We start from the raw sequence: 26,239 nt of genomic DNA, 5'->3' as shown, positions 1-26,239 counted from the left end.
TAGGGGCAATGGGGACTATGAAATTTTCCTAATACCCAATACCGTATTAAACTTGCTATAACTTCATACGGCATATCAAGCTTAATGCGGTATTGAAAGCATGTTCAACTGCTTTTGATTTACTTGGTAAAGCCGCTTGCCATATACGATAGTTGTTATGTTTAATAATTAAGTTAGCTATCTCATCACTTTTAATTTTATTCAATACCTTGTATTGAACTGTTTCAAAGTCTTTAGCTGTGCCATTTGTTTGCAAAACTTCTCGTGCAGCTTGAATGAAATCATTGATAACTACCTTTATATATTTTTTCCCTACCTCTTCTGTAAAAACAGATGAGGCTTTTAAAGCCTTTAATTCATCTAAGAGCAGGCTAGCAATTTCTCTTCCTGCTCGAGTATTCCACTCATAAGGTAGTTTAATATCCAGATATTCATCTTCATTAGATTTACAATTAAGATAATCTTTGATATCTACAGTTGTTTGAGTTAGTTTATGACCATTTATTAGTTTTTTTAGAAGTTTGATGTCTGTCAAAATATTGGAATCATGAAAAATTTGTTCCTTGCCTGCTGGACATTCATATACAACATAAGTCCAAATTCCTGGATTCTCTGTCTCAGTTTTGTATGCTTGATAAAAACTTACTGTTCCTTCTGCTTCACATTTATAATAAGCACTGTTAATATTATTCAATTCACAGCCATAGTTATTCTTTGAGTTGACAAGCGTTCTAAAAATACCAGTGATATGGTGTGGCTGACTTTCAATCTGAATATAACGTTTTCGACTGATAATAAAGTTATGTAAATAAATCACCATTTGTTTTTCCTTGTGATAATTCATCAGATGATGATTTGTTGGATTGGAAAGCGCGAAAAACTCCTATTCTTGCTCTCATCTCAACAGACTGGATTAAATGCACATTAGCTAAGTAATCCAAGCTGTATTCTTCCCATAAATTTCTGGAAACTAACATTATCCCCAGTCTCTAATTCGCATAGCCCCCATAAATAAATTTAGGGGGTTTACCTTCTGCCTTCTTACTGGGTCAGCTTTTCAGAGTTTTTATCTATCGCAATTATTTTTTTTAATTGGTATTACTGGTTAAGGACTGAGGATATTTTCGATCGAAAAGCCAAAATCCGCCATTATCAGCGGATTTGAGTTAGTAATAGTACCAAGATTGGAAGCTCTGAGCTTCAGAGACAAAGTTGTAATCGTGGCTAAATCTATTGCAATAGGTTTGTAGTAAACCAGAAAAGTTGAATGTTTGAGGACTCAAGTTCTGACTACAAACGCATTTACCTTGCTGGTTTAGCCACCCCAGATTTTCTCCAAAACTGTTTTAGGTGGAATATCTGCCACTTTACCTGTGGGGGATTTAATGGCAAGAAATCTATCGTTTGTGAGCAACAATTTTGCTGGTTCTGTGGGGCCAAAGAGGGCAATGGTATAGGTTTGCACTGCTACACTTAGGAACAAAGGCACACTCTCTGTAGACAACATCAAATTCGCCCCGGCTATAAATGCAGCCAACTTACCGATATCATCTGGAGCGGTTACCTTGATTTCTGGAGAAAACTCCAAAAGCGATCGCACAAACTGCTCATTGTCAGCTTCTTTAACGACTACCACAGGCAAATCCGGTTGCTTGTATTGAAAGTCTTGAAGAATTTGCTGCCAATTTTTCACAGGATAGATTGTATCCAGACCTGTAGCCGGGGATGCGTGGTTAGAACCGTCCTGAATTAGGATATAACCTGTTTCATTCACCCCTAAGCGTTTTTGTTCTATTTGTGCCCACTCAATATCTAGTTTTGGCACATTCACTGTTAACTCTGGGGAAGGGGTCTTAATACCTAATGGTTGCAGCAAGTCGTGGTATGCTGCCGCATTCTGAGATGGTTTGAAAGGCACAGTATCGGTGAGAAGAACCGCTCCTTTGCCTTGGTAGCCAATGCGTTTGGGAATTCCTGTCAACCAGAGTAAAAGACCCAGTAACCAGCTTTGCCCAACAAGAATGGCGACATCATACTCGCGATCGCGAATCGAGCCTACCAAGTTGCCCCAATCGGCTAAACTGTTACGGTCTTTGAAATCAAAGGTCAGTACGTCGTGCACTGACTTGCTCACCCGGTAGGCAGCCTTTGACCGGGGTTCAACAACGACATCTATCTGAGCGTTGGGGTAATAGCGCTTCAGGTCATCTAGAGTCGGAAACAAGAGAATTTGATCGCCAATTCCGCCAGGTACAAGGGCTACTACTCGCATAATATTTATTGACGCGTACTCGCTCCCTATTTTAGGGGAATATAGGTATGAGAGATTGGGTATTAGGTATTGGGTATTAGGAATTAAAGATTAAGAAAAATTAGAGATTGGGTATCAGAGAAATTTCCCAGTCCCCAATCCCTAGTACCCAATCCCCAGTTTTAAGATTGAGGAATTCTGTGTATTTACTAATTCCAGCTGCGGGAACAGGAAAAAGGATGGGGAGTAACCGCAATAAACTCCTACTCGAAGTGCGATCGCAAACAATTATTGCTTGGACTCTCAAGGCTGCGGCTGCGGCGAGTTCAATCGAGTGGATAGGAATTATCTCCCAACCGACTGATTGGCCTGACTTCAAAGCAATTCTTGCTGACCTACGGCTTACTAAACCAGTAGAACTGATTATCGGCGGCTCCACTCGCCAAGAATCTGTTTACAACGGCTTGCAGGCGTTGCCAGCAGCCGCAGAACAAGTGTTAATTCACGATGGAGCTAGATGTCTAGTTACACCAGATTTACTCGACTCTTGTGCCCAAGCCATTCGTCAATGTCCTGGTTTGATCGCCGCCGTGCCTGTGAAAGACACGATCAAAGTCGTTGATGAAAATGGCATAATTCAAAGTACACCCGACCGACAGCGACTTTGGGCAGCACAAACTCCCCAAGGATTTAATGTCAAGTTGTTGAAACAGTGCCACGCCGAAGGTCTTCGTCAAAGTTGGGAAGTAACTGACGATGCTGCTTTGTTTGAAATGTGCGGCATCCAAGTCCGAATTGTCCCGGGTGAGGAGACAAATTTAAAAGTGACCACTCCCCAAGATTTAGCGATCGCAGAATTTATCCTCAGCACTCGGAACTTGTGAAAGGTCAATTACATTACACCAGTTTGGGACGAACCACTCTCTAAATCTGGTCTTATGAATACATTGCTTGACTTTTTTTGAGAATTCTAATATAATCTCGCACACCTGTTAATCGTCCGTTGTCAGTTTTTTATGACTATTGACTATTGACTTTTGATTCTTGAGTAATGATTACAGCCACAGCGACTAAGATAGAAGCGATTCTCTATTTAAAGGGCAAGCCCTTGTCGCTCGGCGAAATCGCCGAGTATGCCGCGTGCGATCGCGCCACCGTTGAAGAAGGCATAATTGAGCTAATTGACAACTATGCCCATCGAGATAGTGCCTTAGAAGTTGTAGAAACTCCAGCTGGTTACAGTCTGCAACTGCGGTCTGACTTTCATGACTTAGTACAAACGCTAATTCCCGTAGAATTGGGTTTAGGCGCATTGCGAACTTTAGCTGCGATCGCCCTCAATAGTCCCATACTTCAAAGTGATTTGATTGACCTGCGCGGTTCAGGAGCATACCAACATGTACCAGAACTAGTCGAACTTGGTTTTGTACGGAAACGCCGAGATAATGATTCTCGCTCATATTCATTACAAGTAACACCCAAATTTCATCAGTATTTCCAAATTGAGCAGCTTCCTCAAACATTTTCCAATAGCCCCAAAGAAGAGCAATTAGAACTAGACCTGACACTCAAAGAAGAACCAGAAGCAGTAGCGAGTGCTGAGTGCTGAGTTAGGAGTTAGGAGTGAAGAATTTGGAGTTTGGAGTTATTTTTTATATCTTGCCCTGCTTTGTTTTCCCCGCGTCCCCCCATCTCCCACTGCCCTTCCGCCCCCCTGCTTTCTTAGGGTAGAGGCAAAGGCTATACCCGTGGAGAATGCGCTACCCTTGTACTATGGTTTAGAGTAGAATTAGCAACTAAGCTAAAAAAAACTGCCAATGGTGTTTGATCCTAACTTTTTGAATGACAACTCTGAGGAACACCCGAACCAGCTTCTTAACGACCACTTTGAGGAACACCCCAATCAGTTGCTCAAATATTTACAGCATCAGTCTCCAGAAGTCTTAGCTCGCGTCGCTCAGTCCGTCAGCCCCGAAATTAAACAAATCATTTCGCAAAACGTCCAAGGGCTGGTGGGAATGCTCCCCGCAGAAAATTTCAACGTGCAAATTACAACAGATAGGGATAACCTAGCGGGGTTATTAGCATCGGCGATGATGACAGGCTATTTTCTGCGTCAGATGGAACAAAGAATGCAATTAGAGCAAAAGTTATGAGTTTGGCGGGGCGCAACGCCTTGCGCCCTTACTTTAGTTAAAAGTGATGAGCTGAGGAAAGTTTTTAATTACTAACATCCTCATACCAAACTCATAATCCCTACCTATTTTTTGGGATAAGTTCCTGACTGGACTTTCAAAGTTTGAATTTTTCCGCTGCGGTTGACCTCAATGAGCAGGATATCCCCGACTGAGCTGGACTCTACCAGCTTTTGCACTTGGGCTGCAATTTTAACTGGTTTACCGTTAATTTTTTGAATCACGTCTCCAGGAAGCAGTCCTGCTTGCTTTGCTGGTGAATTGTCCATGACTCCCTTAATTACAACACCAGTGTCCTGCTTAATGTCGAGCTTGTTTTCTTGATTAATCTGGCGTTTTTTAGTCGGAGATAGGTCTGCCATTTCAATTCCCAAGAAAGGATGATCCGCACGCCCTTTGGTAAACAGTTCCTTAGCAATGCGGGCAGCGGTTTCAATAGGAATGGCAAAACCGAGTCCTTGAGCATCGGCACGGATGGCAGTGTTAACACCAATAACTTCACCTTGAGCATTTAACAAAGGGCCGCCAGAGTTACCAGGGTTAATTGCTGCATCCGTTTGAATAAAACTGACTCGTTTATCTGGGACACCAACTTGAGCGCTGGTACGATCTGTAGCGCTAATGATGCCGATGGTGACAGTATTATCTAACCCTAGGGGATTGCCAATCGCGATCGCCCATTGTCCAGGAATTAAGTTTTGTGAATTGCCCAGCTTCACGGTGGGCAATTTATTTTCGGGAATTTTTACCACTGCCACATCCGTTATGGCATCAACTCCCACCACCTTACCCTCAAAAGTCCGACCATCTTTGAGGGTTACTTGTACTGTATCTGTGTCCGCAACTACGTGAGCATTGGTCAGTAATTCTCCATTTTCGCTCAAAATAAATCCCGAACCGGTACCACGCTCAATCCGCTCTTGGGGAATTGGTTGCTCATCCTCGCCAAAAAATCGGCGAAAGAAGGGATTTTTCAAAGCATCAGAGATAGGATTAGGAACTTTGCGGGTGGCATTAATTCGTACCACTGCTGGCCCGACCTTTTGCACAGCCGTGGCAATAAAATTCACATTATCGCCTCCATTAGCTCCACTAATTCCGCTCACAGAATTAGGAACTACAGATTGTGGAGGCAAAGCCACTGTGACATTTTTTAGCTGTTGAAACGAGCGATTTTGTGGCAGGAAATGGCGACTGCCTAACCAACCTGCACCACTGCCGATTGTCAGTAAAGATAAATAGATAGCTAGTTGCTTTAAGGATAAATTCATAATCATCACATTTAAGGACAACAGTGCAGTTGCTAATTTCTAAGTGTAGTCAAGCTAACGGCAAGTGGACAGAACAATTTACATAAGAAAAAAACAAGATTTTTAGATGCAGAATTGGGGATTAAGGATTGGGTATTGAGTATTAGGGATTGGGGACTAGGCGGGAATTGTAGTGGAGGAGTGACTATTTCTTATCCCCTATACCCTTATACCTTTACACTTCTACACCCTCGTTCAATCTAGAAGAGGAAACAAGGAAGAGACTTTTTCAATCATTCCTCTTTGTAGCCCTTATACCCAGCCCCCAGTCCCCAAACCTCCATCTAAAATTAGCGCTCTCTTGAAGTGTATATATGACTTTTCCATATCGTCTACTTTTGCTCTGTAGCTTAGTTAGCGCTGTTGGGCTAATACCCACATTTCCAAACCTGAAAAATGCTAATGCTGCTGTGCCGGGTTGCCCAACTCCAGCTTTATCTCGCTTTCAGCGCCATAAAGTTGCTCGTGGTGAAACTTTGGAGAGTATAGCCCAGCGCTACAATCTCATTCCAGCAACGATTATCAACATGAATCCAGGTTTAAGAAATGACACCGTTCCCGTTGGCAGCGAGCTTCAGATTCCTCCCTACAATGGGATTGTTGTGGAAGTGCCTCGCGGGCAAACTTGGCGACAAGTGGCGGCCCAGTTTAAAGTCCGTGCAGATACACTATTTGAGGTGAATGGCTGTCAACAAGACCCTAGAATTGTTTTTGTTCCGTGGGTAGATGGATCGCCGAATCGCGCCATCAGTGCGTCTCCCGCACCTGCTAATCAGGAAGCAAGTAGCCGTGTGTCCATATCTGGATATCCCTTGCCGCAAGCGACAACTGTGGCATTACCATATGGCTGGCAAATCAATCCTATTAATGGTGAAGTATTCTTCCACAGTGGTGTGGATTTGTTAGCAGCAGTAGGTACTTCTGTAGAAGCGATCGCATCTGGAACTGTAGTCTTTGCCAATAACCAAGGTTCTTATGGCAAATTGGTGATCGTTAACCACAGCGGCGGACTCCAAAGCCGTTATGCCCAACTTGACAGTATCAAGGTTACTGTTGGTCAACAAATCAACAAAGGAGACGTGCTAGGAACAGTTGGAACTACTGGACAACCCACTTCTAAGCAACCACATCTTCATTTTGAAATGCGTGCTAGCTCAGACTTAGGTTGGGTAGCGAAAGATCCAAAGGATTATCTGAAGCAATGAAGATGAGAAAGACGCGGGGACGTGGGGACAGGGAAAATAAGGAAGATAAGGGAGATCATTCTTCACTTCTGCCTTCTGTCTATTGCCTTGTGACAACTGACAATTGACAACTGACCAATTTTCAATTTCCAAATTCAATTATTTCGCTAGATTTTACGATATGCATACCTGCTTGCGCGAACCTAGCAAATGCGGCATCTGCCTGTTCTGTATAGTCCACAACACCGGAAACGACAACAGGAGAAGTGCAATCTTCTAGCAAATAGATTTTTTTAGCCAGGGTGGCATCTACCTGTTTAATTTCTGTTAACAAATCATCAATTGTCCAGGCTACGCAGTGACTTTTAGCTTGACCACCAATAATTACAGCATCAAATTCTAAAAGTTGCTTAATCAAACGTGTATTTTTTTGACCAAGTGGACGCTGCTCGAAATCTTCCAATACCTCTGGACGTAAAACTGAATAGTTTTCTGTTAAAGAATTTTCACCTTTGATTTCAAATTGCGTCTGACTTTGACGTGCAATGCAGTGAAAAAAGATTGCTTCCTCCACCGATGAAACTAAAGCATGACCGATGCCACCCAACATAGAATGATAAGGCCAAACAGTGAGAGGATATTTACCGTCTTGAGTGAGTTTTTTAACGTAATGATAAGCGTGTTTTTCTAATAATTCGCGATCGCCATTCGTAATAGTGTGAGCAACTGCTGGGTTAACTTTCCAGATCCGCTGTTCAATATCCTCTGGAGTAATGCTAGTAGCTGCTGGTATAGGATGTTCGCCTGCATCGTTCACCCAAAAAATAGGATGGAAAATTTGCGTGACTGTATGGGTGTCCAATGTGGGTACAATTGTCGTAATCACTTCTAAGTTACGATATATAAACTCACATAATCGTCGGTTATCATCAACTGCCCCAGTTCCTGATTTTCCCCCTACAAATAATTCAAATTCAGGGATGCAGAAAGTATTTTGGACATCAATTAAAAGTAGGCAAATGCAGGTTTTGTCTAAAGAAGCTGGTTTGATGTCGTGTTGTTTTGCCCATACTTCAGCTTCTACTGCGCGTTGTTGGTAAGGTACGCGCCAGACTTCACTCACTTTATTAGGGTTAAAGTGCGGTGGAATGGGGAGTTGAGTTTGTATTTGGGTGTTCATAATTACATCGCTTTTATTTTGTCTGATTTTTAATCATTTATATAGATAAGTTATACAAAGTGGGAAAAATCAAAAAAGGAGAATAGCAGTATTCATCAAATTCGGCTAATTTCTCCAGCTAGTAAAAATCTATAGCAATATCCTTTATTTCTACTTTTTCAACAAGTTTCCATTGAATAGGGTTCCTCAAAGCTAAAGTAGATTCTCATTTATCGTATGTTTTGTATAAGAATTTGCTTCCGTAGACTAGTTAATTAGATACTCACACAGTAAGGTGGCAATCAAAACTTCACTGTTCGCTAATAAGTCATTAGGTATTGAAAGTTGGGTCATAATCTTACATGGATACTAGTGATAACATTTACTACTCAGTAAGTAGCGTTCGCCATTGTAGATCAAATTTTAATTTTGAATTACTTATCCTGGTTCGTCTCACTCTTTATTTTCTTTTTTGCAACCTCATCGTCCAAAAAAGCTCCTACTGTGGCAATCTGAGAGACAGAGACATTTCAATCTGATATTTTAACTACAGCAAATTTACCTAATTAGGTTATGCAAACTTTGCCGACCCTTACAACATCCAACACCACAGGGAATCAATCCACCATCGATACCACGATTAAGCGGCGTAAAACCAGATCTGTAAAGGTGGGAAATGTCACCATTGGAGGTGGCTACCCCGTTGTGGTGCAGTCGATGATTAACGAAGACACTCTTGATATCGACGGTTCCGTGGCTGCTATTCGTCGATTACACGAAATTGGTTGTGAAATTGTCCGCGTTACAGTGCCGAGTATAGCTCACGCTGTGGCTTTAGCAGAAATTAAACAAAAATTAATTAAAACTTATCAAGATGTGCCAATTGTTGCTGATGTACACCACAATGGCATGAAAATCGCCCTAGAAGTCGCCAAACATATAGAGAAAGTGCGAATTAATCCAGGGTTGTATGTATTTGAAAAACCAAATTCCAAGAGAACTGAATATAGTAAAGCCGAATTTGATGAAATTGGAGAAAAAATCCGCGAAACTTTAGCGCCTCTGGTGATTTCTCTACGCGACCAAGGTAAAGCAATGCGAATCGGAGTCAATCACGGTTCTCTCGCTGAAAGGATGCTATTCTCCTACGGCGACACCCCAGAAGGGATGGTGGAATCTGCCTTAGAATTTATTCGCATTTGTGAATCTTTAGATTTTCGTAACTTGGTAATTTCGATGAAAGCCTCGCGAGTACCTGTGATGGTAGCTGCTTATCGCTTAATGGCGAAGCGCTTAGATGAACTGGGTATGGATTATCCTTTGCATTTGGGTGTTACAGAAGCTGGCGATGGTGAATACGGGCGCATTAAATCTACAGCTGGTATTGCCACATTGCTCGCTGATGGTCTTGGCGATACAATTCGGGTGTCATTAACAGAACCACCAGAAAAAGAAATTCCTGTCTGCTACAGCATTCTGCAAGCTTTAGGATTGCGGAAAACAATGGTCGAGTATGTCGCTTGTCCTTCTTGTGGACGCACTTTGTTCAATTTAGAGGAAGTGCTGCACAAAGTACGAGAAGCTACTAAGCACTTGACTGGGCTAGATATAGCAGTCATGGGTTGTATTGTTAATGGGCCTGGAGAAATGGCAGATGCGGACTATGGCTATGTTGGCAAGACCCCTGGTTATATTTCCTTGTACCGTGGCAGAGAAGAAATTAAAAAAGTCCCAGAAGCACAAGGAGTTGAAGAGTTGATTAAGCTGATCGAGGCAGATGGACGCTGGGTAGAACCATGAGGGAACTGGGGACTGGGTATTAAATAATTTTTTTAATCCCTAGTCCCTACTCTCTACTCTCCCAGCTGGCCGGATTGTCAAGTATTTTAATGAAATTAGAAATACATGCTCGACCTGTACATTGGTACCCTGTGTTAGATTGGGCATACTGACTATAATTTTTCCCTCTGACAAAGTTGTCATTATGGTGATTACAAAAAGTAGGCTTGTTTTGGGTGCTACAGCAGTAACACTCTCCACGATCGCTGTTACTAGTCTTGGCATTCATTCACGAGGTCAGGCTTTATTTAAAGCAAGTCCAAAGGAAACGGTAGACGAAGTTTGGCAAATAGTTAACCGCCAATACGTAGATGGTACTTTTAACCAAGTTGATTGGCAGGCTGTTCGTAAGGAGTACTTAAACAAGTCCTACAGTAGTCAGCAGGAAGCTTATAAGTCCATTCGGGAAATGCTGAAAAAGCTAAATGACCCATACACCCGATTTATGGACCCAGAGGAATTCAAAAATATGCAAGTGGATACCTCTGGAGAACTAACAGGTATTGGTATCACAATCAGTCAGGATGAAAAAACGAAGCAGTTAGTTGTGATTGCCCCAATTGAAGATACACCTGCATTTAAGGCTGGAATTCTTGCGAAAGATGCAATTCTCAAAATTAACGGCAAAAGCACTAAGGGGATGGATACTAATCAAGCAGTATCTTTGATCCGAGGTGAAGCAGGAACAACAGTAAATCTGACAATTCAGCGTAACAGTCAAGTAAAAGAGTTTGCGATTAAACGAGCGCGGATTGAAATCCATCCTGTTAAGTATTCGCAAAAGCAAACACCCGCAGGTAACCTTGGTTACATTCGCCTGAATCAATTCAGCGCCAATGCTGGCAAGGAAATGCAAAACGCTATCAAAGATTTAGAAACCAAAAAGGTAGCTGGCTATATTCTCGATCTACGTGGTAACCCAGGTGGTTTACTATTCTCTAGTGTGGAAATTGCCCGCATGTGGCTGAATCAAGGCACAATAGTCTCCACAATTGACCGCCAAGGTGAACGAGAACGGGAAGTAGCTAATGGACGCGCTCTCACGAATAAACCTCTGGTAGTATTGGTAGATAAAGGTTCAGCCAGTGCTAGTGAAATCCTCTCAGGGGCGTTACAGGACAATAAGCGTGCTACTCTAGTGGGTACTCAAACCTTTGGTAAGGGACTAGTACAATCAGTACGTCCTTTGGAAGATGGTTCAGGATTGGCAGTGACTATTGCTAAATACCACACGCCCAGTGATAAAGATATTAATAAGCATGGGATCGATCCAGATATAAAGGTTGATTTGACTGATGCTCAGCGGCAGGACTTGTGGCTCCGCGAACGCGACAAACTTGCTACATTAGCAGATCCACAATTCGCTAAAGCAGTGGAAGTGATAGGTAAACAAATTGCTGCTAAAGGAATTACGAGTGCAGAAAAAATTAAGAATTAAAAGTTAAAAATTTTGGATTTATTGGGGTTGGCATTTGCCAGCCCTGATTAATCCAATGCGACGGGCGATCGCTTCTTCTTCGGAAGTAAAAGGCCCCCACTGTTCTATAATTTCTGGATTATCGTCTCCAACTTGTTTGCTGGGGACGATTTCGCAATGACCAGTAGGGCGCTTGACAATATACAAATGTTGTGTGTCGTTCATACTGAGAATAAAAATTTTGTTTTTTACAGAAAAATTTTACGACATATTGAAAAGTTCTGAATTCCCCTACTGCAAACTCTTAGGACTTACGCAGTGATACGAAAAATCAAGGGGTGTAGGGGTGTGAGGGTGTAAGTGAACTGGGTTGCTTCGCTTCTCTTCTCTTGTCGGAGACGCTCTTGCTAGCTTGCTTTCCCGAAGAGGTACGAGAGGCTAACGCCAACGCTCGCAATGACTGTAAATATTTTTGTCCATCTACTTATTCTTACCAAGGCAACCTACTTCCATCCCAAGAGAAAAACTGTCCGCTATCACCTTCTTGAAGTTGTTCGATAACATTTAATAGTTGGGTAACAGTGCGTTCCACTGAGAATAATTTTTCCGCAGGTACATTTCTTTGAAAGGGACGAGAAAGCTTTGTATCGGTTGTACCAGGATGCAATGTGACTACCAAAGTTTTGGGACAGCTTCTACCATATTCAATTGCCGCAGTTCGCATAAACATATTGAGTGCTGCTTTGGAAGCACGATAGCCATACCAGCCGCCAAGTTGATTATCGCTAATACTACCAAGTTTGGCAGAAATAGTAGCAAATACACTGCGTTCTCCATGACGAAACAGAGGCAACAAGTGCTTAGCCAGCAATACAGCACCAATACTATTTATCTGAAAATAACGCAGTAAATTTTCTGAATTAATCTGTCTTAAGCTTTTTTCTGGTTCTAAATTTCCTTCGTGTAGCAGTCCTACACAATTGATTGCTAAGTGCAGTTTGTTAACTTCGGTCTGTATCTGTTGCACAGCTTCAACAATCTGCGATTCATCACTAATATCCATTGCTAGACAAATTAATTTGCCAGAGTATTTATTTACTAAAGATAGTAATTCTTCGGCAGTATTTTTTTGGCGATACGTTGCATAAATTTTGGCTATTCTGTCATCTATAAGTAATTTTTTTACAAAACCTAAACCAATACCTTGGCTGGCTCCGACAATCAAAGAATTAAAATTTGTTATTTCATCGATAAAAGACATTGCATGAATTTTATAGGTTGAATTGTTTAGCTGTCAGTTTATTTCAGATTAGATTTTGCTAATTTATTTGCTAAAGCAAGTGCTGCTGTATTGTATTCCCACTCAGGAGAAAATTTCATTAAATCGTGTATCAGAAAAAAAGCTGGTTTATCAGCTATGTCATCTATAGTTAAGGAATTTACTTTTTTATCAATGACGGTCAAAATGTATTCTCCCTGATAACTACCCACTGCCTATACACTGGCATCACCACCTCCACCAGTAGTTACTTTGATAAATTCTTCAAAGAAAAAATCAACATCTTGTCTAAAAAGGGGCATAATGTTTATCTGTTTTATTTATCAGTTAAAAAAGTAAAATATTAGTTTTAATATTAAATCATTTTCCAATACAAAAGCGGCTAAAAATTCTGTCTAAAACGGATTCTGTCACTTCTTCACCAGTAATTTCGCCTAGTGCTTGAATTGCGCCACGTAAGTCAATTGTCCAAAAGTCAAGCGGCAACTGTTGGGCTATTGTTGCTTGGACTTGTTCCAAGGATATTTTAGCTTGAGTTAAAGCAGCAGCTTGCCTTTGATTAATTGCTAAATCCATATCAGCAGCTTGGACTTTTCCTAGTTGAACTATTGCTAAAATGGATTTTTCCAAATCATCAATTCCTTGATTTTGTGCTGCTGCTGTGTGGACAATATGGTTAATATTACCAGGATATTCTAAAGATTTATAACTTCCATTCTCTACAAGGTCGATTTTATTAATCACTAGAATTAACGGACGATGTTGCACCTGTTCGTAAATTTCTCGATCGCCTTCCGTCCAACCTGCTGAGGCATCGATGGTCAACAAAACTAAATCAGCCGCACTAGCAGCACGGCGCGATCGCTCAACGCCAATTTTTTCCACTTGGTCTATTGTTTCTCGAATCCCCGCAGTATCTAGCACCTGCACGGGAATTCCGCCGACAACTAGCTGAGATTCAACTACATCACGGGTAGTACCGGGTAAGTCTGTAACAATGGCGCGATCGCTCCGACTCCAAGCGTTCAATAAGCTAGATTTACCAACATTCGGACGACCGACAATTGCCACTTTTAAACCTGTGCGTAGCAATTCGCCTTTGTCTTTTGTTTCTAGTAACTTGGTAATTTCTGCGGCAATGTTCTCGATTGCTGATATTATGACTTTATCATCCAGCAGAGGTAAATCTTCCTCAAAATCAATTCTGGCTTCGATTTCTGCCAAGATATCTAAACAGTTAGCGCGTAACTGCCGGATCGGATGAGCTAACTTTCCTTGCAAGCCAGCTAAAGCAGTTTGGGCAGCTTGGGGCGATCGCGCTCCCACTAAATCGGCAATACCTTCAGCTTGCGTCAGATCCAGTCGCCCACTTAAAAAGGCGCGGAGGGTAAATTCTCCTGGCTGCGCTAGTCTTGCACCGCTTTCCAAACACAGTTGCAAAACCTGCTGCACTGCTATAATTCCCCCGTGGCAATGGAATTCCACCACATCTTCACGGGTGTAAGAACGGGGTGCTTTCATGAGCAGCAACAAAGCTTCATCCACAAGTTGTTGTGTCTGGGGATGGCGGATGTAACCGTAGAGAATGCGGTGACTTTCCCAAACTTGTCGCCCAGGTGCGTGAAACAGAGTTTGGGCAATGTCCATGGCTTGGGAACCAGACATCCGCACAATCCCAACACTACCCTGCTGCGGCACAACAGCAGTAGCGATCGCGGCGATGGTTCTAGTAGTGGCAAACAGTTCTGACATGAGCGCCCTTTCCAGCAAGACATTGCATATATATGGTTAGCGTAGCAGCAGTGCTGTCATTAGCAACTTATATATCAATGGTAGGTATGAAGACTAAAGAGATGGCAACTGGCAAGGTAAGATTTATTGGGAGGATAATGCTTGAGAGTAAGAATAGTGCTGCGGCCTTGTTCCTCTCCTAACTCAAAACTTTTAGCAAGAGGATTCTACACTATGGAGGAGAAAATTAACTGTGCTGAAGCCTGCGTCAATGGGTGCGTTTTAGGGGATAAATGCCCTAATATCGAGTTTAGAGAAGCAGCAGCAAAATTTATTGAAGAAACTTCCTTAGACCAAATGTTAGAGATGGCTGAAGAACGTCTGCGAAAAAAAATGATGGAACCACCAAAATGGATTCTTCCTGAAGATTCATAGCGTTCAGGATTCACTTTAACAAACAAATGCAATATTTAGTAGTAGCTAAATAGCATTTGCATTTATAACTTAATTTTCAAAATTTTGCGTCAGTATTCAGGAGGAACCAGTTATATGTGGAGGTTTCCTCCGCTATTGCAAACTGGCGTTCAGAATATATTAATCCTGATACTATTTCTTGATGAAGAGGCACATACTTCATGTAAGTTCGACGAGTTGAAAAAGGCACAAAAGTATGCGCTTCTTGCACTAACGATTTTTTAGCCGTCTTTTTGCTGCTTCTTTTAGGTAATCTCCTAACCATTCAGATTTAGGATTTATCTCAAACAGTGTAGCTTCTAATATTGACAACAAGAGATTTTTGCGTCGTAAGCTTTGTTTGCGGGAAATTGTAGCTTGTCGCTCTAGGTTACTGTAGGCAGACCATGAAACATCAGTGGATACGGTTATACCTAAATTAGTTAGTATTTGCTGGCGAAATCTCAAATGAGTTTGTAAGAGTTCATCCAGATTACTATTAGGGTCATAGGTTCTTACATGTTTAGAATTACGACACATGTAAGGAATTCCATCATTTTGATTGACTTCTCGATTAATAACAGCCACTACCCAATCTTGCTGTAAAATACTAAAAACACAGCAGTTGATTGCGATTACCTCTCCATTTTTCTGAAAAATCTGGCCAATTTCAGCAAAACAATACTGTTGCGGATGGGCAAAACACCTCGCAAATCCAGCACCTGGGTCAACTTGATAGTCCATTAACTGGACAAAACCAAGAGATTCTAAAGTGGTAGTTTTTTGCTGCAACCAACCTAAATCTAATTGTGGGTAATCTGCAAGTACTGCTACTTTGAATTGCCATTCATTTGGTGTTGCTTGAAGTAACTGCAATTTCAAATTGGATAAAAACCAAAGCAACGGAAATATCACCAAGGCAATAACTATTGTAAAACCTATCATATCTGGCAAATTCAGCAGATTGGTCAATTTCCAACCATTACCAGCGAGAAGATATAAAAACAAAGTTATACCCAAAAGTATATAGTTACTTACTGCAACCCAAAATGTTTGTATTCCTTTACTCAGCTTCATTGCTGTACTTCTGTAAGACTCATACTCCGTTAGAGTACCCAGCGAAGAAGCAGTGATAACTATCTAAAAAATACTTAATGAAATTGTGGAAATAATATGGCGATCAAAATTATCAATCAAGACCTTTTCTTTCATTCTTTCCTACGACTGCTGCGGCGTGTAGGTGGCTGTGGTGGGGGTGGTTCCTGCGATTTTAGCTTATCATCATCAGTCAAAAACTCTACGTGGAAACCCTTTTGGTGATAGTGCCTGCCCAAGATTACAATACTAGCATCACCCATAGAAGTCTTTTCTACAGCTTGATTGGGGAATTTAGCCGCTAAACTTTTTAATGCTTCCTCTTCCCAAAGAACAATTTGTTCGCGGAACTTAGCCCAAGGTGTAGTTTCATCAGCTGCATAAGTCATGATATCAGCAAATTTTTGAGCTATTAAGCGTTTACTTTCTGAATTGGCTGTTTTAGCCTGTGCAATATGATTACCTGTTTCTATAACAGCAGCTAGAGGAAGTACCAACGTTGTTGATTTAGCAATTTCTCACTCAATTTTCTGATTTACACGCTTAAAATCCCATTCATTATTACCAGCAGTTTCTTTACCTGGAACTTGTAACCAAACGCATAAAAGCGATGTATCAATGAGTAGCACCTTTCTCATATTAGTAACTATTCACTACGAGAAAGGCTTCTTTCAATTGCACCCTTAGTTGTCATATCACCCAAAGAATATGATGCAAATAACTTAGAAAAATTATCAATATCTTCTAAAAGGGTAAGCTTGCTTTCTCCGGTTTCAGAGTCACGGTGTGCGACGACTACAAATGACACGATTTCAGGGCCTAAAGCATCAAGGAAAGCTGGATTATGAGTAGTAAGTAAAATATCGATTTTCCTCTTTCTACCAATATCGCGTAGCATTCTTACCAGTAATTCTGCACGAGAGGGATGAAGACCGTTATCTATTTCTTCAATTACGATTTGACTACCTTCTGGGCGAGTCAGTAGCGCTGTAAGAATTGCTAGAAAGCGGAGAGTTCCATCTGACATAGTTTTAGCATCTATTAGTGTCGTCTCTCCAGGTTTCCATTCTTCTTCACAGTAAAGCATTGCATCAGTTTTAAGTCTACCAACTGGTTCTGCAAATACTTTTTTAATATCGCTTTCTGGAAAATTTTTGATGTAAGCAGATAGCGTTGCTTCTACTTCTGCTTTACGTTCATCAGGTAATGCAGCAAGTACACCAGCTATATTTGATGCATCACTTTTAAATACATCAGATATTGATGAATAACTTCGCATCTTAGAAGGAATTGGATTTATAACAAAAACATTTATTAGTTTAGAAATAATCACCTTAATTTTTTCTATTTCATTTTTTAAATCATTATTGAGAATTTTTATATTATCAATAGACTTATTGTGAGTAGGAATTTGATTAATTATTATAGTTTTTAACTTATCCAAGCTTTGAACCCGTTCAGATATTGTTGATTTCCAGATATTATTATCGATATTATCTTCTAAATTTTCTAGTTGTATTTTTAATGCTTTTAGTTCTTCAACTGTATTATGGTATATTTTTATAACATCTTTAACTTTAGTTACTTCTTTTTCTATGTTATTAAACTGACCTATAGCTTCTGATAAACATGATTGTTTTAGATTATGTCGGGATAAAATTACCATATTTTCATGAAAATTCTGGTTATAGTTTTCTACTACTTCTACAGCTTCTTGTACAATCTTAGTATCAGGTTTGGTTTGGACTTTAATTTCATATAATAAATCAGTTGTATTATCTATTGTTTGAATAATAGCTTTTAATGTAAATTCACTGTAAGGTTTACGTGCAGCCCAGTCTATACCACCGCGAATAGATGGAAGTGTTTTATCACCTGCTAAAGTTGCTTCAATATTTTCGCCTCTAGCTATTCGTTGTAGAAATTCCAAAGCTTCAACTACATTAGATTTACCACTGGCATTTGTGCCAATGAGAACAGTTAATGGGTCAAGTGGAAGTTCTGCATAACGGAAACTTTTCCAGTTTTCAAGGATGAGTTGCTTCAGCATGACCCACTCCAAAAATATACGTTGAGTGTTTAACAACTTTACATTTACTAAGAGAGACGTGAAATTTCACGTCTCTACAGTTAACACTTCTTAAACTAAACCTTTGAGATGTTGTACCAACTGTCCTGCTTGCATCACTCCCTCAATTCGATCTACAGGCTTACCTTCCTTAAATAGTACTAGCGTTGGTAGAGCGTAAATCTGGTATTGACTGGCTAATTGTGTATATTTCTCCGTGTCAATTTTTACGATACGCAAACGGTCTTTTAGTTGGGCATTAACTTGCTCTAAAATCGGCACCATCATCTGACAAGGCCCACACCATTCCGCATAAAAATCTACCAACACAGGTACATCAGAACCAGACAGCATTTCTTCAAAGCTATTGAATTGTTTTTTAGTAGCCATATGACACACACCTATTTTCTCTTGATTGATTTCAATAGTAATGCGTGCCTCTTAGAATCGGTATAACCTCATTTTGTTTTTATTGTTGCCAAATTTCTCACCTCATTTTAAAAGTGTAGATACATTTTTAAATGTGACAAACTTATTAAGGAAAACTTAAATTCATCTTAAAAAGTTTGCGAGGTTGGGCTAACTTTCTTGACATACCAGTTTGCTTAAGTCGAGCCATTGCCTTGCGGTGAGTAGTCCGTTGGGCGGCTTCGCCGACTTGAAGGAACTGCGAACCCGAAGGGGGGTTCACCTGTGACAAGTGGCGTGGGAAACCAACCGACACAACTTGCTCAATTTTTCGCAAAATTCAAAATCCTATAAGTTCAAGGTACGAATCACCATAAGATAATTAGCGCGGTAACTCAAAACGCTAAGGAAAAGTTTATGGCAGTCTTAAATGAAAATTTGCAAAAATTGCAGGGGCAAGTTGCGATTGTTACAGGTGCTTCACGAGGAATTGGCAGAGCGATCGCACTACAATTAGCTACAGAAGGAGCCAATGTCGTAGTCAATTATGCCAGTTCCAGTGCTGCTGCTGACAATGTAGTAGCAGAAATTACAGCAGCCGGAGGTCAAGCATTAGCCTTACAAGCTGACGTTTCTAAAGCTGAGCAAGTAGATACACTATTTAACGCCGTCATAGACAAATTCAAGCGCATTGATATTTTAGTCAACAATGCAGGTATTACCCGCGACACACTACTTTTACGAATGAAGCCGGAAGATTGGCAAGCTGTAATTGACCTCAATCTCACTGGTGTTTTTTTATGCACACGTGTCGCCAGTAAAATCATGCTCAAGCAACGTTCTGGGCGAATTATCAATATTACCTCCGTTGCCGGACAAATGGGCAACCCAGGTCAAGCTAACTACAGCGCTGCCAAAGCAGGTGTCATTGGCTTTACAAAAACTGTTGCCAAAGAACTGGCTTCTCGTGGTATTACTGTTAACGCTGTCGCCCCTGGTTTCATCGCCACCGATATGACCAGCAACCTCAATAATACTGAAGATATCGTTAAATACATTCCTCTGGGTCGCTACGGTCAACCAGAAGAAGTCGCTGGCATGGTGCGCTTCCTAGCCGCCGATCCTGCCGCCGCCTACATTACTGGACAAGTCTTTAACGTTGATGGCGGTATGGTAATGGCTTAAAGAGTACTGAGTGGTGAGTTAGGAGTAGAGACGCGATTATACTCTTACGAGAAGCCGCTCTTACAAGCGTCTACGCGTCTGTACAAGAGTTAACAATTATTTCTCCCTGCTCCTCACTCAGGACTGCTGGCGGATTCTTTGCCAAATAGTCAAGCCTAAAAGAATGATAATGCTACTGGCGGTAGCAAGCGTCACCGCCAAGGGCATACCTCGTACTGTCATCGCTAGCAAGTTACAAATTAAGGTAATTGCCCATAGGGTGAACGCAGCGTGGCGCTGAGAAAATCCCCAAGCCAGCAAACGATGGTGCAGATGATCTTTGCCTGGAGTACTCAGGGGGTTTTTTCCTGCCAATAACCGCCTGACAAACACTTGAGTGGTGTCTAGGACTGGCAATAACAAAAATAAAACTGTCGGTACTAAGGAAAAGACCGTAGTTACTTGCAGATTACCTAAAATACTGGTTGCAGCCAGCACATAGCCAAAAAAGTACGCTCCGGCATCACCCATGATGATCCGTGAGGGATAGAAGTTGTGGCGCAAAAAGCCGAGTGCAGCACCCCCTAAGGCTGCCAGAACTAAGGTTGCCGCTGCCTTATTGGGAAATTGGGCTGAAACTGCTAATAAACTCATGGCAGTGATAAAACTAACTCCTCCTGCCAATCCATCCATCCCATCCATCAAATTGATGGCGTTGGTAATACCCACTACCCACAGTACTGTTAGCAACATCGACAGGATGGAATCAATGGGTGTGCCGAAATTAACGGCGATATTGATGCCATTAGCAAAAAGTAACAATGCTGTAACAATCTGTGCCCACAAGCGAACCGAGGGAGGCAAGCCGAACTGGTCATCGATAAAGCCGACAAGCACTAGGATTGAACCTCCTAGTAGAATAGTCAGCACCTGAGCCAGTACGCTTTGCAATTCAATGGGTCTTAAGAGGCTAGCTAGTACCAATGCGGCAATGACTCCCGCATAGATAGCCAAACCCCCTGCATTCGGCAAAGGTTCTCGATTCAGCCGTCGCGCGTTTGGTTGGTCAGCCCAACCTACCCGCAGGGCGAATTTGCGTACTGTGGGAATCAAACGCCACGTAACTAGACAAGCCAAAAGGAACGTAAAAACTACTGCCAACCAGCCGGTGCCGCTAGGGTCGGCAATCCCAAGGGATCTAAGGGAGTTGTATAGATTCATCTCCCAATTCAACCATTACTGCCTGTATCCTACATGAGCATCAATAGTATATTAATCAATTTTTTTTATTTCCATTTATAATCTGAACTGCTTGGGTAATTAGCACTCTTAGCTTGTGAGTGCTAAATTGTCTAATGGAAGCGCTAGAGAAAAGAAACATGGCAAAAATTATTTCCTTCGATGAAGAATCGCGGCGGGCGTTAGAACGGGGTGTCAATGCCCTTGCCGATGCTGTGAAAATCACCTTGGGACCAAAAGGGCGTAACGTCCTTTTAGAAAAAAAATATGGTGCGCCCCAAATTGTCAACGATGGTATCACTGTTGCTAAAGAAATTGAATTAGAAGATCCTTTAGAAAATACTGGTGCGAGACTCATCCAGGAAGTAGCATCCAAAACCAAGGATGTCGCTGGGGATGGTACTACCACCGCCACAGTTTTAGCGCAGGCCTTAATTAGAGAAGGTTTGAAGAACGTGGCAGCTGGTACTAATCCAGTCAGCTTAAAGCGCGGGATCGACAAAACCATCGAGGCACTGGTACAAGAAATTGCTAAAGCAGCAAAGCCAGTAGAAGGAAGTGCGATCGCACAAGTTGCTACAGTATCAGCTGGTAACGATGAAGAAGTCGGTCAGATGCTGGCCGAAGCCATGGAGAAAGTCACCAAAGATGGTGTAATCACTGTGGAAGAATCTAAATCCTTGACAACCGAACTAGAAGTAGTTGAAGGGATGCAGATTGACAGGGGTTATATTTCTCCCTACTTCATCACCAATAACGAACGGCAGATTGTCGAATTTGAAAATGCCCGAATCCTGATTACCGACAAAAAAATCAGCAGCATTCAAGATTTAGTACCAGTTTTGGAAAAAGTTGCCCGTTTGGGTCAACCACTGCTGATTATTGCTGAAGATGTAGAAGGAGATGCTTTAGCAACTTTGGTGGTGAACAAAGCGCGCGGTGTACTGGCTGTTGCTGCAATTAAAGCACCAGGATTTGGCGATCGCCGTAAAGCTTTGTTACAAGATATTGCGATTCTCACCGATGGACAGATGATTTCTGAAGAAATCGGTCTCAGCTTGGATACCGCTTCTATCGAAGCATTGGGAACTGCCCGTAAAATCACTATTGACAAAGAAAACACCACAATTGTAGCTGGCAGTTCCACCAAGCCAGAAGTGCAACAGCGCATCGGGCAAATTCGCAGGCAATTGGATGAAACCGATTCCGAATACGATCAAGAAAAACTGCAAGAACGCATTGCCAAGCTAGCTGGCGGTGTCGCAGTGATTAAAGTGGGTGCAGCCACTGAAACCGAACTCAAAGACCGCAAACTGCGAATTGAAGACGCACTGAACGCGACCAAAGCTGCTGTCGAAGAAGGTATCGTTCCCGGTGGTGGAACAACCCTAATTAACTTGACTACGAAAGTAGACGCGATTAAAAACAGCCTTGAAGAAGAAGAAAAAATTGGGGCAGATATCGTCAAACGGGCGCTAGAAGCTCCCTTGCGTCAAATAGCAGAAAATGCTGGTGATGAAGGGTCTGTCATTGTTTCTAGAGTCAAGGAAAGCGATTTTAACGTCGGTTACAATGCCGCTACCGGTGAATTTGAGGACTTAATTGCCGCTGGTATTATCGACCCTGCTAAAGTCGTGCGTTCAGCATTGCAAAATGCTGCTTCCATTGCTGGTATGGTCTTAACCACCGAAGCCATTGTCGTGGAAAAACCAGAGAAGAAAGCTCCTGCTGCGCCTGATATGGGCGGCATGGGTGGTATGGGCGGTATGGGCGGTATGGGCGGTATGGGAGGCATGGGTGGTATGTTCTAATTCCTGCTTCCTTATGTAAATATTTTGTAAACAGTTTGTCGTAGCAAGGCAAACTGTTTTTTTATACCATTGCTGATGCAGAGGGGCAGGGAAAGACAACTGACAACTAACAATTAGGTAAAATTTATGGCAAGAAGCATAGCAAGAAAAATTCGCCGGATTCCCAAAGCAGTAACAAAGCTATATCAAAAAGACTTTTATCACCAACCAGGCACTCTGCCAGGGACTATTATCGTTGATGAAAATGCTAAACCTCCAACGATTTTTTTGATTGACTATAACCAAACTAATTTCATCCGCAAACAAATAGCAACTCCAGAAGATTGCGTCCCTTATTTGGATACGGAATCTGTGACTTGGGTAGATGTACAAGGTTTAGGTAATCAAGACATACTACAAAGGTTGGGTCAAGTTTTTGATTTACATCCTCTGGTTTTAGAAGATGTGGTTAATGTACCAGAGCGTCCCAAAATCGAGGATTATGAAGACCAATTACTGTTCATTGCTCGCATGGTAGTACCAAAGGAAAAAACTTGTGGTTTTTATAGCGAGCAAGTAAGTTTAATTTTGAGTAAACATTACTTGCTAACAGTGCAGGAAGAACCAGAGCATGATTGCTTTGAAGGTGTGAGGATACGAATTGATAGAAGCAAAGGCATCATCCGCAAACAAGGGGCTGATTATTTAGCTTATGCGCTATTAGATGCAATGATTGATGGTTTTTTTCCAGTGTTAGAGCTTTACGGGGAGCGAATTGAGGAATTAGAAGAAGAAGTAATGGTCAACCCTACCCGGCAAACGTTACAAAACATTTATCAAGTTAGGCGAGAATTACTGCAATTGCGCCGTGCTATCTGGCCTCAACGCGATGCAATTAGTTCATTAATTCGAGATGGCAGTGAACTTATCGGTGAGGAGGTACGAATTTACCTGAGAGATTGTTACGACCATGCAGTGCAAGTAATGGATATGGTGGAAACTTACCGAGAGCTAGCATCTGGATTAATGGATGTTTATCTATCATCAGTAAGTAACAAAATGAATGAAATCATGAAGGTGCTAACTGTGGTTTCCTCAATCTTTATTCCACTAACTTTTGTTGCTGGAATATATGGTATGAATTTCAATACGGAAAAATCACCGTACAATATGCCTGAACTGAATTGGTATTGGGGCTACCCAATTTGCTTAGCGGGAATGGCAGTAATTGGATTTGCATTGTTATTCTTTTTTTGGCAGCGGGGCTGGCTGAACAATTCCTCAACGATTAAGCGCGATTAAAGATTGTAACCGCTCAATGAGTTGAATATACAAAATAATTATTACAGGGAGTTGTGTACTGATTTATGAGAGGGAGTAGCGACCAAAATTTAGTTGTTTTGACGCTTTATATTATCGGCGTTTCTTACATCTTCAATCTTATGGTTGAATCCATCGACGATAAAATTAAGTTTGAGTTTCAAAAAGCAGTCGTAGACGATCAACTGAAAGAGCAAAATTTGCAAGATCAAATTGGAATTTCTTTTAAACTCAAAGATTCATACTCATTTGACGATTTGAAAGAATTGTTGGTTAGTATCGAGAATAAATCCGATAATCTTGCAGTATACGTTGATTGGGACAATAGTTCGTTAGTTGCCGAAGAATATAACAATCAATCGCGCCGAGTAATTCGCAAATCACCAGACATAACCCGCGACTTAGCCGTACCGCAAAGTCCTAGTCTGATTGCTCCTAAGAAAACGCTTTCAGAGGCAGTAACAGCAGAAGATGTTTTTGAGCGCGATAAAGAAGCGGGAACCTACTCAGCCAAAAAACCTCTAGTCAATATCAATGGCTTGAAAGGCGGCAGCCCTCCACAAAAAAAGATATACAACGGGTTTATAAACAGAAGAAATGAATTGCAATTTTCACTACAACTGGTGCTACGGTTATCTGAATTACGTATAGGTCTAACTCCAGGTGTCAATATACCTCCTGTGTGCATTATCAATTGTCCCTTCATTGTCAAGAAATTACCTTGGACTTACGCCCTACCCTGGAATAAAAAGAAGTAATCCTTACCGGACACATAACGCCATCCAAGATTACACTGGAACTAGGGAGAGAGTAGGCGCAGGCGGTTGCAGATCAGTTATGATAACTGGTTTGAGGAAAGTCCGGACTCCCGAAAGACCAAACTTGCTGGATAACGTCCAGTGCGAGCGATCGTGAGGATAGTGCCACAGAAAGATACCGCCAGGAATAGGGACTAGGAACTGGCGACTAGGGACTGGGGAAGAAATTTCCCAATACCCGATCCCCAATTCCCAATACCCGATTCCTGGTAAGGGTGCAAAGGTGCGGTAAGAGCGCACCAGCAGCGTCGAGAGGCGCTGGCTCGGTAAACCCCGGTTGGGAGCAAGGCGAAAGGAACTATGGTTGGTCTTTTACCAGTTCCTAAAATAGAGCCGCTAGAGGCGGTTGGTAACAACCGTCCCAGATAGATAACTGCCCTCGCAAGAGAACAGAACCCGGCTTATGTCCTACTCTTGAACTTTAATGGAGTCAAGAAACTCTCGGTTTCTTGCTCCATTGTTTTTTGTACCTATGTCGAGTAAAAAGAGCGATCGCTTCACCTCAAAGCTTCATCATTCGACTTTTGAACGCGAATTGTCGAGTTAAAAGAGCAATCGCTTCACCTCAAAGCTTGATCATTCGACTTGCGAACATGAATTGTCGAGCAAAAAGAGCGATCGCTTGACCTCAAAGCTTCATCATTCGACTTTTGAACACAAATTGTCAGGCAAAAAAGGCGATCGCTTGACCTCAAAGCTTGATCATTCGACTTGCGAACATGAATTGTCGAGCAAAAAGAGCGATCGCTTCACATCAAAGCTTGATCATTTGACTTTTGAACGCGAATTGTCGAGTTCAAAACGCGATCGCTTCACATCAAAGCTTCATCATTCGACTTGCGAACATGAATTGTCGAGCAAAAAGGGCGATCGCTTCACCTCAAAGCTTGATCATTTGACTTTTGAACGCGAATTGTCGAGCAAAAAGAGCGATCGCTTCACATCAAAGCTTGATCATTTGACTTTTGAACGCGAATTGTCGAGCAAAAAGGGCGATCGCTTGACCTCAAAGCTTCATCATTCGACTTGCGAACATGAATTGTCGAGTTAAAAACGCGATCGCTATCTTTATTGACGCTGGCGATCGCATAATTGATGAAGTTTTACCCCACCCTAACACTATAAGTAGTTAAACAAAATTAATTACACAATGTCATTGCGAATGCAGCGAAGCGAAATGAAGCAATCGCAAGGGCTGGGATTGCTTCGCTTCGCTCGCAATGACTGTAATTAATTTTGCGTAGTTACTTACTTGCAAAGGGGGGATCAAGGGGAGTGAAAAAAATGTTTTATATGTTCTATTAAAGCCTTACTTCTGCTTTAATATCTTTACAGATTTTCACCAGAACTCGATCTTGTTCTGCTGGATTCAGACTACTTACAGCAGTTCCCGGTGTTATGAGGTACAGTAACAGCAATTAGTAAACCAATTTTTTAAATCTTGAGGATTCATTAAGTTGAGTGCAACTGAGATTACTGTATCAACCATTTTTGTTGTAGTTGGAGCAAAACTGCGTAA

26 protein-coding genes and 1 other RNA gene are annotated in these 26,239 nt (G+C 41.6%); 13 read left to right on the top strand and 14 right to left on the bottom strand.

What is annotated here, in order from left to right:
* Nucleotides 1-55: 55 nt before the first annotated feature.
* Together RMY31_RS09685 and RMY31_RS09680 are read right to left on the bottom strand one after the other, a co-directional pair.
* Nucleotides 56-820, bottom strand: a complete 765-nt coding sequence (locus RMY31_RS09685) for a hypothetical protein (protein ID WP_322664728.1) — start codon at nt 818-820, stop codon at nt 56-58.
* A gap of 495 nt (nt 821-1,315) precedes the next feature.
* Entirely contained in the window at nt 1,316-2,272 is a 957-nt protein-coding gene (locus tag RMY31_RS09680; RefSeq protein WP_322664726.1) for a glycosyltransferase family 9 protein, read from the bottom strand.
* Between the two features lie 179 nt (nt 2,273-2,451).
* Between RMY31_RS09680 and ispD the strand changes: the two genes are divergently transcribed.
* The 3 genes from ispD to RMY31_RS09665 all read left to right on the top strand — a co-directional run bounded on the left by ispD (nt 2,452) and on the right by RMY31_RS09665 (nt 4,407).
* Complete coding sequence (gene ispD, locus RMY31_RS09675; protein WP_322664724.1) at nt 2,452-3,135, top strand: 2-C-methyl-D-erythritol 4-phosphate cytidylyltransferase; 684 nt, start codon at nt 2,452-2,454, stop codon at nt 3,133-3,135.
* Between the two features lie 167 nt (nt 3,136-3,302).
* Nucleotides 3,303-3,860: an SMC-Scp complex subunit ScpB gene (gene scpB / locus RMY31_RS09670; RefSeq protein WP_322664722.1), complete on the top strand. Its 558-nt coding sequence runs from the start codon at nt 3,303-3,305 to the stop codon at nt 3,858-3,860.
* 208 nt (nt 3,861-4,068) lie between these two features.
* On the top strand, nt 4,069-4,407 hold the full coding sequence (locus RMY31_RS09665; protein WP_322664720.1) for a DUF760 domain-containing protein: 339 nt from the start codon (nt 4,069-4,071) through the stop codon (nt 4,405-4,407).
* A 104-nt stretch (nt 4,408-4,511) separates the two neighbouring features.
* On the opposite strand, the gene RMY31_RS09660 is transcribed toward RMY31_RS09665, so the two are convergent.
* The gene (locus RMY31_RS09660; RefSeq protein WP_322664718.1) at nt 4,512-5,717 is read right to left on the bottom strand and encodes an HhoA/HhoB/HtrA family serine endopeptidase; all 1,206 of its coding nucleotides are present in this window, start codon (nt 5,715-5,717) and stop codon (nt 4,512-4,514) included.
* Nucleotides 5,718-6,070: 353 nt separating this feature from the next.
* Here RMY31_RS09660 and RMY31_RS09655 point away from each other — a divergent pair, with 353 nt between their 5' ends.
* A complete protein-coding gene (locus tag RMY31_RS09655) occupies nt 6,071-6,961 on the top strand; it encodes a M23 family metallopeptidase (protein WP_322664715.1) in 891 nt (296 codons plus the stop codon).
* Between the two features lie 121 nt (nt 6,962-7,082).
* On the opposite strand, the gene RMY31_RS09650 is transcribed toward RMY31_RS09655, so the two are convergent.
* Nucleotides 7,083-8,120: an isochorismatase gene (locus tag RMY31_RS09650; protein ID WP_322664713.1), complete on the bottom strand. Its 1,038-nt coding sequence runs from the start codon at nt 8,118-8,120 to the stop codon at nt 7,083-7,085.
* 552 nt (nt 8,121-8,672) lie between these two features.
* Between RMY31_RS09650 and ispG the strand changes: the two genes are divergently transcribed.
* Together ispG and ctpC are read left to right on the top strand one after the other, a co-directional pair.
* Complete coding sequence (gene ispG / locus RMY31_RS09645) at nt 8,673-9,899, top strand: (E)-4-hydroxy-3-methylbut-2-enyl-diphosphate synthase (protein WP_322664711.1); 1,227 nt, start codon at nt 8,673-8,675, stop codon at nt 9,897-9,899.
* A 184-nt stretch (nt 9,900-10,083) separates the two neighbouring features.
* Nucleotides 10,084-11,376, top strand: a complete 1,293-nt coding sequence (ctpC, locus tag RMY31_RS09640; protein WP_322664710.1) for a carboxyl-terminal processing protease CtpC — start codon at nt 10,084-10,086, stop codon at nt 11,374-11,376.
* 18 nt (nt 11,377-11,394) lie between these two features.
* On the opposite strand, the gene RMY31_RS09635 is transcribed toward ctpC, so the two are convergent.
* The 4 genes from RMY31_RS09635 to mnmE form a co-directional block, all read right to left on the bottom strand.
* Nucleotides 11,395-11,580: a DDE transposase family protein gene (locus tag RMY31_RS09635; RefSeq protein ID WP_322664707.1), complete on the bottom strand. Its 186-nt coding sequence runs from the start codon at nt 11,578-11,580 to the stop codon at nt 11,395-11,397.
* Nucleotides 11,581-11,845: 265 nt separating this feature from the next.
* Nucleotides 11,846-12,616, bottom strand: coding sequence for an SDR family NAD(P)-dependent oxidoreductase (locus RMY31_RS09630; RefSeq protein ID WP_322664705.1), 771 nt, complete (start codon nt 12,614-12,616; stop codon nt 11,846-11,848).
* A gap of 38 nt (nt 12,617-12,654) precedes the next feature.
* A complete protein-coding gene (locus tag RMY31_RS09625; RefSeq protein ID WP_322664703.1) occupies nt 12,655-12,819 on the bottom strand; it encodes a hypothetical protein in 165 nt (54 codons plus the stop codon).
* A 175-nt stretch (nt 12,820-12,994) separates the two neighbouring features.
* On the bottom strand, nt 12,995-14,386 hold the full coding sequence (mnmE, locus tag RMY31_RS09620; protein ID WP_322664700.1) for a tRNA uridine-5-carboxymethylaminomethyl(34) synthesis GTPase MnmE: 1,392 nt from the start codon (nt 14,384-14,386) through the stop codon (nt 12,995-12,997).
* A gap of 213 nt (nt 14,387-14,599) precedes the next feature.
* Here mnmE and RMY31_RS09615 point away from each other — a divergent pair, with 213 nt between their 5' ends.
* Nucleotides 14,600-14,800: a hypothetical protein gene (locus RMY31_RS09615; protein WP_322664698.1), complete on the top strand. Its 201-nt coding sequence runs from the start codon at nt 14,600-14,602 to the stop codon at nt 14,798-14,800.
* 249 nt (nt 14,801-15,049) lie between these two features.
* Here the strand turns inward: RMY31_RS09615 and RMY31_RS09610 are convergent, their stop codons facing one another.
* From RMY31_RS09610 to RMY31_RS09590, 5 genes are all read right to left on the bottom strand, one after another.
* Complete coding sequence (locus RMY31_RS09610) at nt 15,050-15,895, bottom strand: hypothetical protein (RefSeq protein ID WP_322664696.1); 846 nt, start codon at nt 15,893-15,895, stop codon at nt 15,050-15,052.
* 131 nt (nt 15,896-16,026) lie between these two features.
* Entirely contained in the window at nt 16,027-16,410 is a 384-nt protein-coding gene (locus RMY31_RS09605) for a hypothetical protein (protein ID WP_322664694.1), read from the bottom strand.
* 149 nt (nt 16,411-16,559) lie between these two features.
* On the bottom strand, nt 16,560-17,963 hold the full coding sequence (locus tag RMY31_RS09600; RefSeq protein WP_322664692.1) for an AAA family ATPase: 1,404 nt from the start codon (nt 17,961-17,963) through the stop codon (nt 16,560-16,562).
* A gap of 90 nt (nt 17,964-18,053) precedes the next feature.
* Entirely contained in the window at nt 18,054-18,371 is a 318-nt protein-coding gene (gene trxA / locus RMY31_RS09595) for a thioredoxin (RefSeq protein ID WP_322664690.1), read from the bottom strand.
* Between the two features lie 145 nt (nt 18,372-18,516).
* On the bottom strand, nt 18,517-18,726 hold the full coding sequence (locus RMY31_RS09590; protein ID WP_409877818.1) for a hypothetical protein: 210 nt from the start codon (nt 18,724-18,726) through the stop codon (nt 18,517-18,519).
* Between the two features lie 80 nt (nt 18,727-18,806).
* Between RMY31_RS09590 and fabG the strand changes: the two genes are divergently transcribed.
* Entirely contained in the window at nt 18,807-19,574 is a 768-nt protein-coding gene (gene fabG / locus RMY31_RS09585) for a 3-oxoacyl-[acyl-carrier-protein] reductase (RefSeq protein ID WP_322664686.1), read from the top strand.
* A 117-nt stretch (nt 19,575-19,691) separates the two neighbouring features.
* Here the strand turns inward: fabG and RMY31_RS09580 are convergent, their stop codons facing one another.
* Nucleotides 19,692-20,774, bottom strand: a complete 1,083-nt coding sequence (locus tag RMY31_RS09580) for an MraY family glycosyltransferase (RefSeq protein ID WP_322664684.1) — start codon at nt 20,772-20,774, stop codon at nt 19,692-19,694.
* 158 nt (nt 20,775-20,932) lie between these two features.
* On the opposite strand from RMY31_RS09580, the gene groL reads away from it, so the two are divergent.
* The 5 genes from groL (at nt 20,933) to RMY31_RS09555 (ending at nt 25,771) form a co-directional block, all read left to right on the top strand.
* On the top strand, nt 20,933-22,603 hold the full coding sequence (gene groL, locus RMY31_RS09575) for a chaperonin GroEL (RefSeq protein WP_322664682.1): 1,671 nt from the start codon (nt 20,933-20,935) through the stop codon (nt 22,601-22,603).
* A gap of 138 nt (nt 22,604-22,741) precedes the next feature.
* Nucleotides 22,742-23,884, top strand: coding sequence for a magnesium/cobalt transporter CorA (gene corA, locus RMY31_RS09570; RefSeq protein ID WP_322664736.1), 1,143 nt, complete (start codon nt 22,742-22,744; stop codon nt 23,882-23,884).
* A 65-nt stretch (nt 23,885-23,949) separates the two neighbouring features.
* Nucleotides 23,950-24,660 carry a hypothetical protein gene (locus RMY31_RS09565; protein WP_322664680.1) on the top strand — a complete coding sequence of 237 codons (711 nt, stop codon included), beginning with the start codon at nt 23,950-23,952 and terminating at the stop codon, nt 24,658-24,660.
* A 49-nt stretch (nt 24,661-24,709) separates the two neighbouring features.
* An RNA gene (gene rnpB / locus RMY31_RS09560) (RNase P RNA component class A) lies at nt 24,710-25,139 on the top strand.
* 179 nt (nt 25,140-25,318) lie between these two features.
* A complete protein-coding gene (locus RMY31_RS09555) occupies nt 25,319-25,771 on the top strand; it encodes a hypothetical protein (protein ID WP_409877817.1) in 453 nt (150 codons plus the stop codon).
* Nucleotides 25,772-26,239: the final 468 nt, after the last annotated feature.

The organism is Dendronalium sp. ChiSLP03b (assembly GCF_034531165.2).
Taxonomy (GTDB): domain Bacteria; phylum Cyanobacteriota; class Cyanobacteriia; order Cyanobacteriales; family Nostocaceae; genus Dendronalium; species Dendronalium minutum.
Note: the sequence above shows the minus strand (reverse complement) of the source record. Positions and strands in the feature narration are given on the sequence as shown.

Excerpts from the sequence above, each read along its gene's own strand:
- scpB (WP_322664722.1), top strand. The coding sequence starts at position 3,303 with ATGATTACAGCCACAGCGACTAAGATAGAAGCGATTCTCTATTTAAAG.
- RMY31_RS09650 (WP_322664713.1), bottom strand. The coding sequence starts at position 8,120 with ATGAACACCCAAATACAAACTCAACTCCCCATTCCACCGCACTTTAAC.
- RMY31_RS09615 (WP_322664698.1), top strand. The coding sequence starts at position 14,600 with ATGGAGGAGAAAATTAACTGTGCTGAAGCCTGCGTCAATGGGTGCGTT.
- RMY31_RS09610 (WP_322664696.1), bottom strand. The coding sequence starts at position 15,895 with ATGAAGCTGAGTAAAGGAATACAAACATTTTGGGTTGCAGTAAGTAAC.
- fabG (WP_322664686.1), top strand. The coding sequence starts at position 18,807 with ATGGCAGTCTTAAATGAAAATTTGCAAAAATTGCAGGGGCAAGTTGCG.
- mnmE (WP_322664700.1), bottom strand. The coding sequence starts at position 14,386 with ATGTCAGAACTGTTTGCCACTACTAGAACCATCGCCGCGATCGCTACT.
- groL (WP_322664682.1), top strand. The coding sequence starts at position 20,933 with ATGGCAAAAATTATTTCCTTCGATGAAGAATCGCGGCGGGCGTTAGAA.
- ispG (WP_322664711.1), top strand. The coding sequence starts at position 8,673 with ATGCAAACTTTGCCGACCCTTACAACATCCAACACCACAGGGAATCAA.
- trxA (WP_322664690.1), bottom strand. The coding sequence starts at position 18,371 with ATGGCTACTAAAAAACAATTCAATAGCTTTGAAGAAATGCTGTCTGGT.
- RMY31_RS09685 (WP_322664728.1), bottom strand. The coding sequence starts at position 820 with ATGGTGATTTATTTACATAACTTTATTATCAGTCGAAAACGTTATATT.
- RMY31_RS09580 (WP_322664684.1), bottom strand. The coding sequence starts at position 20,774 with ATGAATCTATACAACTCCCTTAGATCCCTTGGGATTGCCGACCCTAGC.
- RMY31_RS09660 (WP_322664718.1), bottom strand. The coding sequence starts at position 5,717 with ATGAATTTATCCTTAAAGCAACTAGCTATCTATTTATCTTTACTGACA.
- RMY31_RS09600 (WP_322664692.1), bottom strand. The coding sequence starts at position 17,963 with ATGCTGAAGCAACTCATCCTTGAAAACTGGAAAAGTTTCCGTTATGCA.
- RMY31_RS09680 (WP_322664726.1), bottom strand. The coding sequence starts at position 2,272 with ATGCGAGTAGTAGCCCTTGTACCTGGCGGAATTGGCGATCAAATTCTC.
- RMY31_RS09655 (WP_322664715.1), top strand. The coding sequence starts at position 6,071 with ATGACTTTTCCATATCGTCTACTTTTGCTCTGTAGCTTAGTTAGCGCT.
- RMY31_RS09635 (WP_322664707.1), bottom strand. The coding sequence starts at position 11,580 with ATGAACGACACACAACATTTGTATATTGTCAAGCGCCCTACTGGTCAT.
- RMY31_RS09630 (WP_322664705.1), bottom strand. The coding sequence starts at position 12,616 with ATGTCTTTTATCGATGAAATAACAAATTTTAATTCTTTGATTGTCGGA.
- RMY31_RS09565 (WP_322664680.1), top strand. The coding sequence starts at position 23,950 with ATGAGAGGGAGTAGCGACCAAAATTTAGTTGTTTTGACGCTTTATATT.
- RMY31_RS09665 (WP_322664720.1), top strand. The coding sequence starts at position 4,069 with ATGGTGTTTGATCCTAACTTTTTGAATGACAACTCTGAGGAACACCCG.
- ctpC (WP_322664710.1), top strand. The coding sequence starts at position 10,084 with ATGGTGATTACAAAAAGTAGGCTTGTTTTGGGTGCTACAGCAGTAACA.